A 14,790-nucleotide genomic window follows, 5' to 3' on the forward strand; every position below is an offset into this window, starting at 1 on the left:
CATTAAATATAATTACATCTATGTACACTTTTGTACATCATTGGACTAACGTGGTTGTTATATGCACTCTGTAATAAATAATATCGTTAAATCTACTGAAAAGAGAATTCAAAGAATAGAAAATGAAGCGGATCCTGAAGAAAATGGAAGTATACGAACCGAAAAGAGAGACATTGTTAAGGCCATAACCGATAAGAAATCGCAAAATAAAGTTGCAGTCATAGCTGAGGTCAAGCCTGCATCACCGGGAAAGAAGCTAAGGGACATAATGCCAGATGATGCTGTAATGATAGCAAAGGAGATGGAAAAAGCTGGTGCTATTGCAATATCAGTACTTACAGAACCTGAGTTTTTCCATGGGTCACTCAATAACCTTGAAGCTGTGAGAAAAGAAGTATCTCTGCCAGTATTACGCAAGGATTTTATAATCAATAAGGTCCAGTTCAATGAGATAGAAAGTGATCTCATATTACTAATAGCAGGCATTCTTAGAGACAATCTTGACGAGATGGTAAATTTGGCCATAGCGAAAGGTTTCGAGCCACTTGTTGAGGTCCATAATCAGAATGAACTTGAAGAAGCCCTGAAGACAAAAGCAAGACTCATAGGCATTAATAATCGGAACCTCAGTACTCTGGAAATTGATCTGGATACTACCCTTAAACTTGCCCCGATAATAAAGGAATATGATATTAATAACAATTTGCACCACACAATAATCAGTGAAAGCGGAATGCACAATATAGAAGATATAAAAATGGTTATAGAGGCAGGAGCAGATGCAGTGCTCGTAGGCACCTCAATAATCAAAAGTGGTGACATATACGCAAAAACAAAAGAATTAGTTGATGCACTTGATTAATTTAAGAGATGGAGGAAGATTATGAAAAAATCAATGTATGGCAAATTCGGCGGACAATTCGTTCCCGAAGTACTTATGCCGGCACTTACGGAGCTTGAAGAAGCTTATGAACGTTACAAGAATGATCCTGAATTTCTTGCAGAGCTTGACTATTTTATGAAGGACTTTGCCGGTAGAGAGACTCCACTTTACTTTGCAAAGAACCTTAGTAAAAAATATGGCATCAAGATATACCTCAAAAGAGAAGACCTTGTACATGGAGGTGCCCACAAACTGAATAACACGCTTGGGCAGGCACTTCTGGCCAAATACATGGGAAAAGAGCGCATTATTGCAGAGACCGGTGCCGGACAACATGGAACTGCAACTGCTATGGCTGCTGCTAATATGGGATTTGAATCTGAAGTATACATGGGTGCAAAAGACGTCATGCGCCAGCATATGAATGTATACAGGATGGAACTCATGGGCTGTAAAGTACATGCAGTAGAGTCCGGTTCAAAGACACTGAAAGATGCCATCAATGAAGCACTCAGGGACTGGGTCACCAATGTTGAGAATACGCACTATCTGATAGGATCTGTTGTAGGACCTCACCCCTATCCCATGATAGTACGTGACTTCCAGAGTGTGATCGGAAAGGAAGTTAAGGAACAGATAATGGAAAAGGAAGGCCGTTACCCTGATTCTATTGTTGCCTGTGCAGGTGGCGGAAGCAATGCAATGGGCATATTCCATCCATTCATTGAAGACAAGGAGGTAAAACTCTTTCCGGTAGAAGCAGGTGGGAAAGAAATGAAGACCACGGAGAAAGAGGCATTGCATTCAGCTTCCCTCTGTGTTGGCGAGGAAGGAATTCTCCAGGGAGCACATACACTTATTCTCCAGGACAAGTACGGGCAGATACTTGAATCAAGTTCTGTGTCTGCAGGCCTTGATTATTCAGGAGTGGGACCCGAACTTGCGTATCTTGCAGATATTGGAAGGATAAAACCATGCAATGTAAACGATGATGAAGCATTGGAAGCATTTTATGAGCTTAGCCGCCTGGAAGGTATCATCCCTGCACTGGAATCATCACATGCAGTAGCATATGTCATGAAGATGGCAAAGACAGGTGAACTCGGTAACCTTGTAGTCATAAACCTTTCAGGAAGAGGGGATAAAGACCTTGAAACAGTGTTCAAGCTGAAGGAAGAAGGAGAAGAGGCAAAGGAAGAAAAGGAGGTCTGCCTGTGAGAATAGCAGATAAATTCGCTGAACTTGGGAAAAAGAAGGAAAAAGCCCTTATTGCTTATGTGTGCGCAGGAGATCCTTCTGCAGAAGCTACAAAGGAAATAGTACATGCACTTGTAAAAGGTGGTGCGGATATAGTTGAATTAGGATTACCTTTTTCAGATCCTGTGGCAGACGGACCTACAATACAGGCTGCATCTACCCGTGCACTGGCAGCAGGCATGAATCCGGACCTGTATTTTGAAATGGCTGCATCCATTAAGGAAAATGTCCCTCTCGTCTGCATGACATATTACAACCTGATATACAAGCGAGGAACTGAGAAGTTTGCAGAAGATTGTGCAAAATCAGGAATTACAGGGATAATCGTGCCAGACCTTCCGGCAGAGGAATCCGATGAGCTGCACGATGCATGCAAAAGAAATGGTGTTGATCTTATATTCCTCATCACACCTGTGACAAACGGTGCAAGAATGAAGAACACACTTGACAGGACTTCCGGTTTTGTCTACATTGTATCAAGACTTGGAGTTACCGGAGAAAGAGTTGATGTTGCAGATTCTACAAAGAACATACTCGGACGCATTCACACGGATGTACCAAAGGCAGTTGGTTTTGGAATATCCAATGGCCAGCAGGCTGCAGAAGTAATTAAAGCAGGTGCTGATGCCGTGATCGTTGGTTCTGCATTCGTCAATATCGTCGCTTCAGGCGACAATGTTAACGAGAGGATAGAAAACCTTGCGTCTGAACTTAAAGATAGTTGCAGGGAATAAATCAAACAAAGAATATTAAATAAAAAGAGAAGGGGATGAGGATTATTCTGCAAATAACTGATCCACAAACCATTGTGGGTCAAATTTGCGCAGGTCATCATACCCCTGCCCCATTCCTAGGAATAATATTGGTTTATTGGTGATGTATGCAATTGATATTGCTGCACCACCCTTTGAATCAGCATCTGTTTTTGTCAGGATTGAACCATTTATTGGAACTGCATCATTGAACTGAGCTGCCCGCTCCACTGCATCATTTCCTGCAACTGCCTCATCAACAAAGATGAGAAGGTCAGGAGGACTTACACGACAGACTTTTTTCAACTGCTCCATCAGATTAATATTTGTATGCATCCTGCCCGCTGTGTCTGAGAGCACTACATCTACCCTGTTGGCCTTTGCATGTTGTATTGCATCATAGATGACAGCTGCTGGGTCACCCTGTTCCTGGTGTTTGATAATTTTCACGCCTATCTTAGACGCATGTATTGCAAGCTGGTCTATAGCACCTGCCCTGAAAGTATCACCTGCAGCCACTACAACAGACAAACCCTGATCTTTAAAACGCTTTGCCAGCTTGGCAATGGAGGTTGTTTTCCCGGTACCGTTGATACCGACAAAAACAATATGTACAGGCTTTTTAGCATTTTGCACATACTCATCAAGGTCAAATACATTGGCACTCATCACATCATAGATAGCTTTCTTGAGTGCATCTTCAACGATGTTACCAGTGTTGCTGCCGATACGGCGTCTTGTCCCGACAAGCTGACTCTTTACAGACTCAACGATAGCTTCTGATACGGAAAGTGCAATATCACTTTCAAGAAGAGCCATCTCCAGCTCCCATAAAGGTTCTTCCAGATCGCCTTCGTCAAGAATGAATTCCCTTTCAAAAACAAGGGCCTTTGCTTTTTGAGCAAAACCAATCTTTTTATCTGAAACTGTTTTTGGAATGCCTTCGGAGCCTTTTATTGGAATTGAGGTATCTTCATGAACTATTTTTATATCCTCAACGATTTCCTGAGCTAAATTATCAGTAACCAGAGTCGTACGAGAGTTGTCTGCAGCATCCACAGATTCTACAGCAACTGCTTTCTCGTCAATCTTGGCCCCTATCTTTTCCTTGAATCCACTAAGTTTTGCCTTAAGCTTATTGAACACTTGATACAACCCGTGAAATTTTTAAAAATAGAAAAAAAAGGTTCACTGGGAACCTACTTGCCCCTGAGCTTGCTGAAGCTTGGTGAGGTAAGATTCGATGGCCTGCATCTGCTGGCCTAATTGAAGCATAGCATTGTTCATGTTGTTAAGGGCTGTAGTTAGCCTTTCCCTGCGGCGCTGCAAAATTTCCTTTGCATCCGAAATAGGTCTTTCAACACTTAACCCTGCTCCGATATCAACCACTGCTTTATCAGTATGGCTGATACTGGCATATATAAATGAACCGGAACCGATTGGGAACATCATTTCAGAACCCATTGAAATATTGTTGAGCTCTTCGATAGTTGTAAGAGCACGATTACAATCTTCCATTGAGATCTGGACCATGCCTATTTGCTGCTGCACCATTTCCGCACGCTTTTGGAACTCACGATGCTGATTTGCGAGCACCCTCGGATCCTGTCCATTCATATCTACCATGGATTATGCCTCATTTACGCTATCTATTTTAATCAAGCTCCTTTTAAGACCATGCTTGCTGCCAAAAAGGGAATACACTTTATCAAGTGCGTTCTTTTCATTCTGGCTTTCAATGATCTTTGTGAACTTTTCCCATCCTACTCCGGCCTTAAATGTGCCTTTGACCTGAAATGTCTTCATTTGAATCACCTGTTTAGTATTATATAAATCCCAGGGCATCTTCTATTCTTCCAAGCTCATGACCAGTGGTCTGTGAACCTGCAACGTAACCTTTAGAATTGGCAATCAACCCGGAAGCTACCATCTGCGTACCAAAATTTGTAGTACCAATAGCCACTGGAAGTCCAAAAAGCTCTTCGAGAACCTCAAGTTCCAGACTTGTTGCACGTGGATTAACAAGTAATCCTTTGTTGGTCGCGATTCCGGCCATGCCTACAGTCTTGACACCACCTATTGTGCCACGTCTGACATCGACCTTCAAGGCTTTTTCTATTGCCTCAACAGCCCGGTCACTAAGTTCAGGATGAACCAGTGCAGCAGTGTCATTTACCATGACAACATTACCTACGGCATTTAATTTGCCAGGCAATTCACAGATAGGAACTCCTATCTTGTCCTGCCCCCTGACTGTGGACCCTCTTGGAACAAGTATTGCATTGGAATTTCCACGACAAAGTGAACCCACAATAGTACTTCCATTGATCAGAGTCTCCACTACATTTACCTGTAACAATTGCCCGATATCATCCCGAGTATTTTCCAGAGTGCCCAGAGGCACCAGTGCTACATCTTCAGTACACGTTGCAAAAGCCCCTATAACGGGGCTTTCCTGAATAGTTATAGTTCTTATCATTATTTATGAATAAACTTAAATGATGCCCAAGAGCACTTATGCGAGTTCTGCCTGTACTTCGCCATCCTCGAACTTTGCAGCCCTTACACGAATGGACGAAGGTGGTTTCTCTGAACCGCGTTCCCATACTTTCTCGTTGATGGTCTTGTCGATCTTAACCATACCAGGTTCAACCTTCATGTGTTTTGTAAGATATTCCCTGATCATCTTCACAGACTTCCTGGACCTCTGCCAGCGAGGGGTTGCCTTCACTTTACCAAGAGGGATTGTGTAAATCTGTTCTTTTACTATATCATCTGCCATTGTCATCACCTGCTTACTTCACATCAAGACTGCTTCTTCTCCAGTGCCTTCTCTGTGGATGGCTTACAACCTTACGGTTGGTTTTTATTATGACCCAGGTAGGAACCCTGTGGTTCTGCCTGTGGGCTTTTGCCAACCTTGTCTTCTGTCCTTTAGTATTGTGGCTCACTTGTCTCACCTATGCTATGATTGATATGTATTAAGGTATTGATTGAATTTTGAACTTATAACATAATTATTGTATAAATCATTAATCATGTTGTTCTGTTCGGTCCTGCTTTCCTGCGTTCGATAACATGCGATTGAACATGAGTGGGAAATATCTCCTTGATCTTCCCCGGACCATGCCGCTGACTTATTAATTCCCGAAGTTCGGTTTCGTAATCCGCTTTAAGTACGTTCTCGCTGAGGCCTTCATCAATGACCAAGTGTTCCTTCACAAGTTCATTGACAGCAGCACGCCCGAACCCTTTTAGGGGACAAATATAATGAACCCCAAAGCGGTCTTCTATGCTCCTTATCTCAGGTTGGCCCATCACAGGGACGCGATCATCACGGCGAATTCCATCTGCAATGAAAGTTATATTATTGTCAGCTGCAAGGTACTCAATAACACTCTTATGAATGAAATTGATAGCATTCTTTGGAAAACCATCCTGCATGATCATGTCATATGCCTTTTCAAGAATTGATATGTCGGGTTTGATTTGCCGGTGCGGAAAACCAAGCGCCTCTGCAGTTTCAGATGCTACTTCCCCTATAGGAAGTAACGAAAAACCACACGTCACAAGTTCAACCTCAAAGAAAGGCTCCAGCAATATTGCGGAAAGAGAACTGTCTTTCCCACCGCTGAATAAGACTGATACCTGCATGAAGGTACTCACATACGCTTTATGGTCGGTTCCCTTTTCTTTGGCTGCATCTGAACCAGAAGCTGTTTGAGTTTCTCATCATCGATCATTGATTGAAGCCTGCCATTTTGTGCAAGCATGATCAACTGTGACTCAAGCTGATCTACCAGTTCCTTACGGGACATGCGTAGATTGGTCAGCCTTTCACGTGCTTCCGGAGTCAGGATCTGACGCATCAGAGCCTGCTTTTTTGCATCCATATCGGCCTGTGCCTGCTCTTGCTGCATGGCCGCCTGCATGTCGCCGGCACCCATCTGCTGCTGTTGCTGCATTTGAGCAAGCCTTCTTCGTCTTATTTCTTCAAGGTCATCCGTCATGAAAGTCACCTATGCTTTACAGGAATGTAAGCAATGATTCTTTATAGGGTTACCGAAACAGGAAATACTCGATCAGTATTTAGCAAGACCTGGGATGCTTTCTACAAGGTCCTGTTTTACCTCGTATGCAACATTGTCAAGCAAAGACTGTCCCTGAGGAGCTACCACACGGCCGCTTTTAAGGGCACGTACAAAACCTGCCTCTTCCAGCTGCTGCAGAGCTACTCTTGCAATCGAACCGCTTCCTTTTGCCTTTACAGAAGGAGCGACACCTCTGTTCTTCTTACCACCATAAACAGATCGTAGCCTCTCAACACCGATTGGGCCCTGTGTATATACGGTCCTGAGTACTGCGGCACATCTTGTATACCACCAGTCACTGTCTGTAGGTGGAAGTTCTTTGTGTACACCAGTCTTTACATATGCTGCCCACTCAGGGGGATTAACCTTATCATTTTCTTTTAACTTCGCTGCTACCTTTGTGATTAACTCGGTTGCAGGAACGTCGTATACAGTTGTCATAATATTCTCCTGAATTATAATATCTGTTAAGATACTCACCATCTGCCGGACTCAATGGCATCTGGTAATTAGTTCAGCTGGATTGTGATGTTTAAACTATCGAGTAGTATATACGTGTTTCGGCAGATTTTACTTATCGGACCTATTTTTTAAACGTTTGTGCCCTTGCAGGTCCCACTGAGATATACTCAATAGACACACCCATCTTGTCTTCAAGGTAAAGGACGTAATCCTTTGCTGCCTGTGGCAAGTCATCAAACTCCTTTACACCAGTAAGATCATTGTCCCATCCAGGAAGATCTTCATATACCGGTTTGCATCTTGCAAGCTCTGATGTGTCTTCCGGAGGATAATCCAGAGTCTTTCCATCCAGCTCATATGCCACACATACCCTGACAGGATCAAGGTTGGATAAAACGTCAAGTTTTGTAAGAGCAATAGAAGTGTAACCATTAAGATAGATAGCTTTTTTAAGCAATGGAAGATCGAACCAGCCACAACGCCTTGATCTGCCGGTAGTAGTACCGAATTCATGACCAACCTGCTGGATCTGCTGACCCACATCATCAAGAAGTTCTGTTGGTAGCGGACCTTCACCAACACGAGTAATATATGCTTTTACTATAGCCAGTACACTGTCAACCCTTGTGGGTCCGACACCAATATTTGCACAGGCAGAACCTGCAATAGTACAGGAAGAAGTTACAAATTTCTGGGTTCCGTGTATCACATCAAGATGTGTGCCCTGAGCGCCTTCTGCAAGAACATTCTTCCCTTCATCAAGAGCCTTATTTACTTCATATGATACATCAGTGATATAAGATGCAAATCGTTCACCGAGCTTTACATACTTATCTATTAGTGCCTCATCCATTACAATGGAAGGGTCACCACCAAGCTCTTTTATTGCTGCCTCTTTGGATGGTGCAAGCTCTTCAAGCCTCTTCAGGAATTTTTCCTTATCAACAAGGTCAGCCATGCGGATCTCATCCCTTGCAACCTTGTCTATATATGCGAATCCAATACCACGCTTTGTTGTCCCAATCTTTTCAGTTCTTAGAGATTCTTTCAGACCATCAAGTTCGATGTGATATGGCATTATGATACTTGTCTTTGCATCCACACCAACTCTTTTTGCATCTAGTTTTATGCCACCCTCTGCAAGCATATCCACCTCAGTTGCAAGTACCTCAGGATTCATAACCGTACCCGGACCGATCAAAACCCTTGAATCCAGGAGAAAACCTGATGGAATTAGATGAAGTTTGTATACATCTTCACCTACCTTGACCGTATGTCCTGCATTGTCGCCTCCCTGAAAACGGACAACCAGATCATATCCCTCGGACATGAGGTCAACTATCTTACCTTTGCCTTCATCGCCAAACTGCGCACCTGTGATGATTGTAAACATGGGTGCAGGATTATCCTGTTCGCTTAATAAAGTTTTGATTGGCTTTTAAAGGTCTTCTTCAAACGCTAGCATACGAGCACCTTCATCAAAAAATCCAGAGGAATCTTCCCTGCGACATCTCAGTGCCTTGGTTACTCCCATATCAACCAGAGTATCTATCTGCTTTTCAGCAATTGTAATACTGACATTGAATTCCGACTGAAGCATATAGATGGCATCCGGCCTTTTTATAGAATAAAAACAGGCTTTTGACCTCTTGTCAGACGTGCAGGTGTCATAACTGTCACATTTCAATACGCGGGAACTGTTCTTAAAATGGATAGCAAGCCCCTGCCAGGAATGTACATTATGCATACCCTTGATGCCATAGATAGTAGATTTTGTTTTTTCCTTGAGTTTTCTCACAAACATAACTACTAGATATTAATATAATTATTTTATGCATATATCACGTGTGAAATGCATGCATTCAAATTAAACTGCAGTAGCAACCATAACATATTCTCATGCTTTTTCTTAGCTTTTTTCTTTTCCTCCAACGGAAGTGAAGTCACATAACCACAAGAGACATCCAGTCACTTCTGCATTTTTTCATGATCATCATACACAGATGGAGGCAGGAGCGCCTAGTCTTTAATTCGCCTGCCCATGAACTTAAAAGGTGCATTTACCCCCTATGATAGTTTATTTTTGTCACCTTTTCTATATTATAGTAACATTACTATTTACTACAGTCAAAAAAGTAAAGGACTAAAAATTCGACAACTATTTATCCGATAATCCCAGACTGAAATTGTATTATCTCTAAAACATACAGTACGGGAGTGATAGTTAAATGCCAGCAATTGTCGATAAAGATGTATGTACAGGATGCGAATTATGTGTTAATTCCTGTCCGGTAGAAGCGATCTCAATGGGCGATAATGATATCGCAGTCGTTGATGCGAATGAATGTGTGGATTGTGGTGACTGTGTAGATATCTGCCCGGTTGAAGCAATTTCACTGGAATGAATACATCAATTATTCTATTTTTTATTTTACTTGATACTTTTTAAATGTGGTTATGCTACTTCATGTGATATGAGCTTTGCTTGAATCGGATGAATTGCCATAATATGAAGCAATATTAAGAACACCTTTTTGATGAAACACGAAAGAGAGAAGGGAAACCCGGAGAAGTTTTCCCATTACTCTGCAATCTGTTTATTCACGTTAAGCTTGTTAAGGCATACTGCCAGCCTGTTGATACCTTCTTCAATCTGTTCAAAGTCGGAATTAGAAAAATTCAATCTCAGGGTGTTTTCTCCTAAACCGTCTTCAGTATAGAATGGTGTCCCCGGAACAAAGGCTACATTCTCTTTTATTGCCAGTTCAAACAGGTCCATTGATGAAATCCCATCAGGCAGTGTAACCCAGACGAACATCCCACCTTCAGGTTTTGTGTACCCTATTTCCCCCGGGAAATGTTCAGCCATCATATTTACCATGAGATCACGGCGTGCCCCATATGCAGCCTTTATTTTCAGAATGTGCTCATCGATATCATTATCCAGCAGGTACTGGTAGATTATTCTCTGGGAAAGGTAATTGGAATGCAGATCTGCTGCCTGTTTAGCTATGAGTAGCTTCTCCATTACTTCCTTTTTGGCACATATCCATCCCATCCGCAGTCCCGGGGCAATTATTTTTGAGAACGAACCAAGAAGAATAGTATTATCAGAATAATTCCTGATGGTCGGCAGATCCTCACCTGCAAACCTAAGCTCACCGTATGCATTGTCCTCAACACAGATTACATTGTGCCTATCGAGCATTGCAGCAGTATCCATTCTCTTCTGCATTGAATAAGTGATACCAGATGGATTCTGGAAAGTTGGAACCGTGTAGAAAAGCTTTGCACGACCTTCACTTAAAGTCCGGTCCAGCAAATCAGTATCAATTCCATCGTCAAGAAGAGGAACATTACTAAATTCCGGTTCGAAGAGAGAAAAAGCCTGGATTGCTCCAAGGTAGCCAGGGCTTTCAATTATGACTCTATCCCCTTTGTTCAAAAAGACCTTGCCTATCAGGTCTAAACTCTGCTGTGAACCATTTGTTATCAAAATCTCATCAGGATCTATCTTAAGCCCGCTCTTTTCCAGATATCTTTGAGCAATGAACTCCCTCAAAGGCAGATATCCTTCAGTAGTACTATATTGAAGGGCATTTGTACCCTCTTCTGACAGAACTTTTTCAGAAGCTGCTGCAATTCCTTCCACCGGGAAAAGACCTGGATTCGGCAGTCCACCGGCAAAGGATATAATCTCTGGCTGCTGGGTAACTTTCAGGATCTCCCTGATGAAGGACTTGCGAGTGTTCTCCATTCTGTCAGCAAATATAGTAGTCATAAAATTCGTTTCAGGCTTTGATAGAAATTAAATGTTTTCATCAAAGTTGAATTCAAGAAGAATTGTGCATTACATCTATTCAATTTTTACTATGATATACACATTTATATATCTAAAGATCAAATTAATGGCAATGGCTTCGATTTCCTTTACTAACGAGCTCATGAGAAAGGGCATACATTTAACCTCAATACTTATCATACTTGTCTATGCCTTTTTTGGAAAACAGGAAACACAGACGCTATTAATAGTCTATCTTGTGCTGATTATGATTATCGAACATCTGAGACTTGATAGAGGTATCAAACTTCCCGTATTCCATATTCTTCTACGCCAGAAAGAAAAATCAGGAATAGGTTCACATGTCTATTTTACTCTTGGTGCACTTGTTGCGGTTTCGGTGTTCAGTAAAAATATTGCTTTTGCAGCCATTCTCATGACAACTTTCGGAGATATGAGTGCAGCACTGATAGGAAAGAGATTTGGAAAGATTAGAATATTTGGAAACGGCAAAAGCTTAGAAGGCTGCATTTCAGAATTTATCGTAGACATTTTTATAGTGGTTCTTTTAATTCAAAACCCTTTTGTCTCTGTTTTTATGGCATTTGTTGCAACTTATGTAGAAACTACATTCGTGAAAATAGATGATAACATTGCAATCCCGGTATTTTCCGGTGCCTTTGCAGAACTTGCTTTTTTATTGATACCGCATTAATGGTGCCATGAAAGGACAACATATTTTGTGTGACGAACATGGATAATGATCTCCATAAGCACCTGTTCCCAAACCGAAGATTTCTACAGAACTGAAGAATGGTTCGAATTATCCCTAAAACACTATAGTTTTGCTTAATGCAGATATGCCAGTTAATTCTGAAATTCTGTTTCTATGACTGGTTTTTGCAAAATTGTCAGAATCCTTTAATAATCATGAGAGCAATCTACTAAGATATGACTGACAACAAAACAGATGAGCAGGTTATGGCAGAAGAAAAGAACAGGAAAGATTCTGGCAGTTCATCGCTTCAAAATACATTTGCTAGTTCTGTTACTGGTGAAGCTCCTACTACACCCGGTTTTGAGATCAAGTACGTTTCTCACAAATCCCAGGGTTTGCAGAGTGCATCCGATATGTGGATTGATAAGGGCAGGCTTTTTGATGGTCTTTCAAAGGAAAAGATGGACCTTGACAGTATTAAGAAACTGTCACGCCAATAACCCTCCAATACTTTTTTATTAATTACAAAGGGAAATATTCCGATACTCCCGTTTCATCTGAAAGCAGGGGAATAACCTGCCTTTTTGTTTTATCGAATTAATCAATTCTGATTATTTTATTTAAAATGTTCCGGACTTGAAAAGTAGAGAGCATAATTTGTTCTGACCCACCAATAAATCAAATTGATTTGTTTTAAACACAACTTTGTTTTTTGACAAGCTTTTTATATAACGCGATAATACCTTATTATATACTCAAATCAAACATTACATGATCAGAGGTTAAAATATGGCACCATGGGAATACGATATAAGATCTGTTCGCTACGGAGAATGGGACAGCACAAAAGAAGACCTTAACAAGCTCGGCATAGATGGATGGGAATTGATACGCTTCTCAGAAGACATTGACGAAAGTGGGATGATAAAGGCATTCTTCAAGAGGCCGCTCGACTGTCTTGAGATCTGAGTTATCCTCGCCCCCTTTATTTTCTTTCATAAATTTTACTTGTTTTATTTGATCGTTATTTTTAATCAATTGGAAATTTGTATTTTTACCTGTTAATTGGAAGTATCACATGCACAGTTGTTCCTGCATCCTTTTTACTTTCCAGCCAGATATCTCCCCCATGATTGGAGATTATCTTTTTACTTACGAACAAACCAATGCCGATTCCACCATATTTTCGGGTAGGTGATCCATCCACCTGATAGAAATCGTCAAATGCGGAGTCCATTTTTTCCTCCTCAATTCCAATACCCTTATCATTAATGGATACATGAATCTGATCCCCTATCTGTGATGCTGGAAGAGTGACCTTCCCACCGTTTGGCGTGAATTTGATGGTATTATTTAACAAATTCCAGAACACTTTTCCGAGATGTTCTTTTGATTACGCTCATAGACAATGAATCTGCCTGAAGGATACGTTTGGTTTCTTCTGATATTCCCAGGTCCGAAGAAAGCTCATGTTCATACAGATTATTTACATGAGCCCATACAAGCAAAAGAAAACAATTATGGTAATTATTGTTTTTATCGGAAGAAATGTAGGTCTCTTAGTTTTTCCCTTCCAGCGGCCATACAATATATTCCCCTTCCCCTAAATACCTTTTAAAAGAAGGATAAACAAACATTATCAATTTATGGGTTGTTGATATGTGCTAATGTACAATGTATGATATTTATTTCAATACTCCCTTTATACCCATATAAAAATAAAGCAAAACATTTTTATAATATAATGGCGGTAAAGGGATTCTGCTTGAAGAGCATAAAAAGAATGAAAAATCATATTGATCTACAAGCAAACTGACAGAAAAATTACAGGTAGAAAGATACAATGACTCAAATGGTCAATAAGTTAAACAACATACATATCCCGGAAGGTTACAGCCTGAAGAGGATACAGTTCTATTTTTGGTTAGGACTTGTATCTGCAGTCTTCCTGAGGTTGATAATCATTGCTGATTATTACAACGGGGTACTATCAAAACTTTTATTCTACCTGGGCGTCATCGGATACCTCGTGTTCTTCGCACACAGGTATCATATTGCAACACGCCGGGTAAGTGTTTTGAAGAGCCTGGAGTTGCTGGATAAAATAGAGACTAGGACTCCTTTAAGCGAGGATGACTACCGCGGATTACAATATATCATGTGGAGTCTCTCCGTGTCAAAGGAACGCATGAATTACCTGGTGATATTTGCCTTTTCGATAATAGCTATTGTATTATCGCTGGCACTTGACCTGGGATTTGTATGATTATAAACAAGAAATAGAGAAATAACTAAACTAATAGAACAACACCAAACACGAAGGTGAAATGTATGAACCCAACAAAAGAAGAGATCATTGACAGGGCAAAGCACGCCGTAATGGATCTCAACGAAAGTGCAGTTGAAATGATAGCCCATGAAGCTCTGGAAGCAGGAATTAGCCCTGTTGACCTTATTGAACAGGGATTTGTAGAAGGCATGAAAGCCATGGGTGATCTTTTTGAAGAAGGCAAGTCACAACTTGCTCAAATATTTGAAGCTTCACACATTGTAGAATCAGGGATCAATGTGCTCAGACCTGCAATAATGGGTTCAAAAAGCAATGTATGCCTGTTTGGCAACCTTGTTGTAGGCATGTAATACTACTAATATATCCATCGTTCCGTTAACAGCGGAACACTACCTCCTTCTTTTCTCCACATTTTTTTAAATCAGTGACAACATGAGCAAGGTTGATTGCCGAGTTTATTTGTGCTCAGAAATCTGCATCAAGTTTGCAGTTTTATGTAATCTTAAGTTCAGTCAGAATAGTTTCTCATCATACGGTACTTATTTTATGATTTCAA

General features: G+C 41.1%; 21 protein-coding genes and 1 pseudogene. 9 read left to right on the forward strand and 13 right to left on the reverse strand.

Features of this window, described 5'->3' with window-relative positions; translation table 11 throughout:
- Positions 1 to 61: 61 nt before the first annotated feature.
- The 3 genes from RE476_RS04930 to trpA are packed head-to-tail and all read left to right on the forward strand — an operon-like array spanning position 62 to position 2,874.
- Positions 62 to 862, forward strand: coding sequence for an indole-3-glycerol-phosphate synthase (locus RE476_RS04930; protein ID WP_309309293.1), 801 nt, complete (start codon positions 62 to 64; stop codon positions 860 to 862).
- Between the two features lie 21 nt (positions 863 to 883).
- Positions 884 to 2,101, forward strand: a complete 1,218-nt coding sequence (trpB, locus tag RE476_RS04935; protein WP_309309294.1) for a tryptophan synthase subunit beta — start codon at positions 884 to 886, stop codon at positions 2,099 to 2,101.
- Positions 2,098 to 2,874 (forward strand): tryptophan synthase subunit alpha, encoded by a 777-nt coding sequence (gene trpA, locus RE476_RS04940; RefSeq protein WP_309309295.1) that lies wholly within the window; start codon positions 2,098 to 2,100, stop codon positions 2,872 to 2,874. Before trpB ends, trpA begins: the two co-directional genes overlap by 4 nt.
- Positions 2,875 to 2,916: 42 nt before the next feature.
- Here trpA and ftsY read toward each other — a convergent pair whose 3' ends face one another.
- The 11 genes from ftsY to RE476_RS04995 form a co-directional block, all read right to left on the reverse strand.
- Entirely contained in the window at positions 2,917 to 4,038 is a 1,122-nt protein-coding gene (gene ftsY, locus RE476_RS04945; RefSeq protein WP_309309296.1) for a signal recognition particle-docking protein FtsY, read from the reverse strand.
- Positions 4,039 to 4,080: 42 nt separating this feature from the next.
- Positions 4,081 to 4,518, reverse strand: a complete 438-nt coding sequence (pfdA, locus tag RE476_RS04950; protein ID WP_309309297.1) for a prefoldin subunit alpha — start codon at positions 4,516 to 4,518, stop codon at positions 4,081 to 4,083.
- Between the two features lie 3 nt (positions 4,519 to 4,521).
- On the reverse strand, positions 4,522 to 4,698 hold the full coding sequence (gene rpl18a / locus RE476_RS04955; RefSeq protein WP_406600981.1) for a 50S ribosomal protein L18Ae: 177 nt from the start codon (positions 4,696 to 4,698) through the stop codon (positions 4,522 to 4,524).
- A gap of 19 nt (positions 4,699 to 4,717) precedes the next feature.
- Positions 4,718 to 5,371: a translation initiation factor IF-6 gene (locus RE476_RS04960; protein ID WP_309309299.1), complete on the reverse strand. Its 654-nt coding sequence runs from the start codon at positions 5,369 to 5,371 to the stop codon at positions 4,718 to 4,720.
- Between the two features lie 36 nt (positions 5,372 to 5,407).
- Positions 5,408 to 5,674, reverse strand: a complete 267-nt coding sequence (locus RE476_RS04965) for a 50S ribosomal protein L31e (RefSeq protein ID WP_309309300.1) — start codon at positions 5,672 to 5,674, stop codon at positions 5,408 to 5,410.
- A 13-nt stretch (positions 5,675 to 5,687) separates the two neighbouring features.
- A complete protein-coding gene (locus RE476_RS04970) occupies positions 5,688 to 5,843 on the reverse strand; it encodes a 50S ribosomal protein L39e (protein ID WP_309309301.1) in 156 nt (51 codons plus the stop codon).
- 85 nt (positions 5,844 to 5,928) lie between these two features.
- Positions 5,929 to 6,546, reverse strand: coding sequence for a DUF7411 family protein (locus tag RE476_RS04975; RefSeq protein WP_309309302.1), 618 nt, complete (start codon positions 6,544 to 6,546; stop codon positions 5,929 to 5,931).
- 8 nt (positions 6,547 to 6,554) lie between these two features.
- On the reverse strand, positions 6,555 to 6,902 hold the full coding sequence (locus tag RE476_RS04980; RefSeq protein WP_309309303.1) for a DNA-binding protein: 348 nt from the start codon (positions 6,900 to 6,902) through the stop codon (positions 6,555 to 6,557).
- Positions 6,903 to 6,974: 72 nt separating this feature from the next.
- Positions 6,975 to 7,424: a 30S ribosomal protein S19e gene (locus RE476_RS04985; protein ID WP_309309304.1), complete on the reverse strand. Its 450-nt coding sequence runs from the start codon at positions 7,422 to 7,424 to the stop codon at positions 6,975 to 6,977.
- Positions 7,425 to 7,566: 142 nt separating this feature from the next.
- Positions 7,567 to 8,838, reverse strand: a complete 1,272-nt coding sequence (locus tag RE476_RS04990) for an adenylosuccinate synthase (RefSeq protein WP_309309305.1) — start codon at positions 8,836 to 8,838, stop codon at positions 7,567 to 7,569.
- A 45-nt stretch (positions 8,839 to 8,883) separates the two neighbouring features.
- Complete coding sequence (locus RE476_RS04995) at positions 8,884 to 9,243, reverse strand: hypothetical protein (RefSeq protein WP_309309306.1); 360 nt, start codon at positions 9,241 to 9,243, stop codon at positions 8,884 to 8,886.
- Positions 9,244 to 9,673: 430 nt separating this feature from the next.
- Between RE476_RS04995 and RE476_RS05000 the strand changes: the two genes are divergently transcribed.
- Positions 9,674 to 9,850 carry an indolepyruvate ferredoxin oxidoreductase subunit alpha gene (locus RE476_RS05000; protein ID WP_309309307.1) on the forward strand — a complete coding sequence of 59 codons (177 nt, stop codon included), beginning with the start codon at positions 9,674 to 9,676 and terminating at the stop codon, positions 9,848 to 9,850.
- Positions 9,851 to 10,026: 176 nt separating this feature from the next.
- Here RE476_RS05000 and RE476_RS05005 read toward each other — a convergent pair whose 3' ends face one another.
- On the reverse strand, positions 10,027 to 11,226 hold the full coding sequence (locus RE476_RS05005) for an aminotransferase-like domain-containing protein (protein WP_309309308.1): 1,200 nt from the start codon (positions 11,224 to 11,226) through the stop codon (positions 10,027 to 10,029).
- A 31-nt stretch (positions 11,227 to 11,257) separates the two neighbouring features.
- On the opposite strand from RE476_RS05005, the gene RE476_RS05010 reads away from it, so the two are divergent.
- The 3 genes from RE476_RS05010 to RE476_RS05020 all read left to right on the forward strand — a co-directional run bounded on the left by RE476_RS05010 (position 11,258) and on the right by RE476_RS05020 (position 12,913).
- Complete coding sequence (locus RE476_RS05010; RefSeq protein ID WP_309309309.1) at positions 11,258 to 11,941, forward strand: diacylglycerol/polyprenol kinase family protein; 684 nt, start codon at positions 11,258 to 11,260, stop codon at positions 11,939 to 11,941.
- Positions 11,942 to 12,177: 236 nt separating this feature from the next.
- A complete protein-coding gene (locus tag RE476_RS05015) occupies positions 12,178 to 12,444 on the forward strand; it encodes a hypothetical protein (RefSeq protein ID WP_309309310.1) in 267 nt (88 codons plus the stop codon).
- Between the two features lie 289 nt (positions 12,445 to 12,733).
- Positions 12,734 to 12,913 (forward strand): hypothetical protein, encoded by a 180-nt coding sequence (locus tag RE476_RS05020; RefSeq protein ID WP_309309311.1) that lies wholly within the window; start codon positions 12,734 to 12,736, stop codon positions 12,911 to 12,913.
- An 85-nt stretch (positions 12,914 to 12,998) separates the two neighbouring features.
- On the opposite strand, the pseudogene RE476_RS05025 reads toward RE476_RS05020, so the two are convergent.
- Positions 12,999 to 13,319: pseudogene (locus RE476_RS05025) on the reverse strand (sensor histidine kinase); the annotation flags it as partial.
- A gap of 477 nt (positions 13,320 to 13,796) precedes the next feature.
- Between RE476_RS05025 and RE476_RS05030 the strand changes: the two are divergent.
- Both RE476_RS05030 and RE476_RS05035 read left to right on the forward strand, forming a co-directional pair.
- Positions 13,797 to 14,210 (forward strand): hypothetical protein, encoded by a 414-nt coding sequence (locus RE476_RS05030; protein WP_309309312.1) that lies wholly within the window; start codon positions 13,797 to 13,799, stop codon positions 14,208 to 14,210.
- A gap of 65 nt (positions 14,211 to 14,275) precedes the next feature.
- Positions 14,276 to 14,584: a cobalamin B12-binding domain-containing protein gene (locus RE476_RS05035; RefSeq protein ID WP_309309313.1), complete on the forward strand. Its 309-nt coding sequence runs from the start codon at positions 14,276 to 14,278 to the stop codon at positions 14,582 to 14,584.
- Positions 14,585 to 14,790 lie beyond the last annotated feature (206 nt).

Origin of the sequence: Methanolobus mangrovi (genome assembly GCF_031312535.1) — an archaeon.
In the GTDB taxonomy this organism is placed as follows: domain Archaea; phylum Halobacteriota; class Methanosarcinia; order Methanosarcinales; family Methanosarcinaceae; genus Methanolobus; species Methanolobus mangrovi.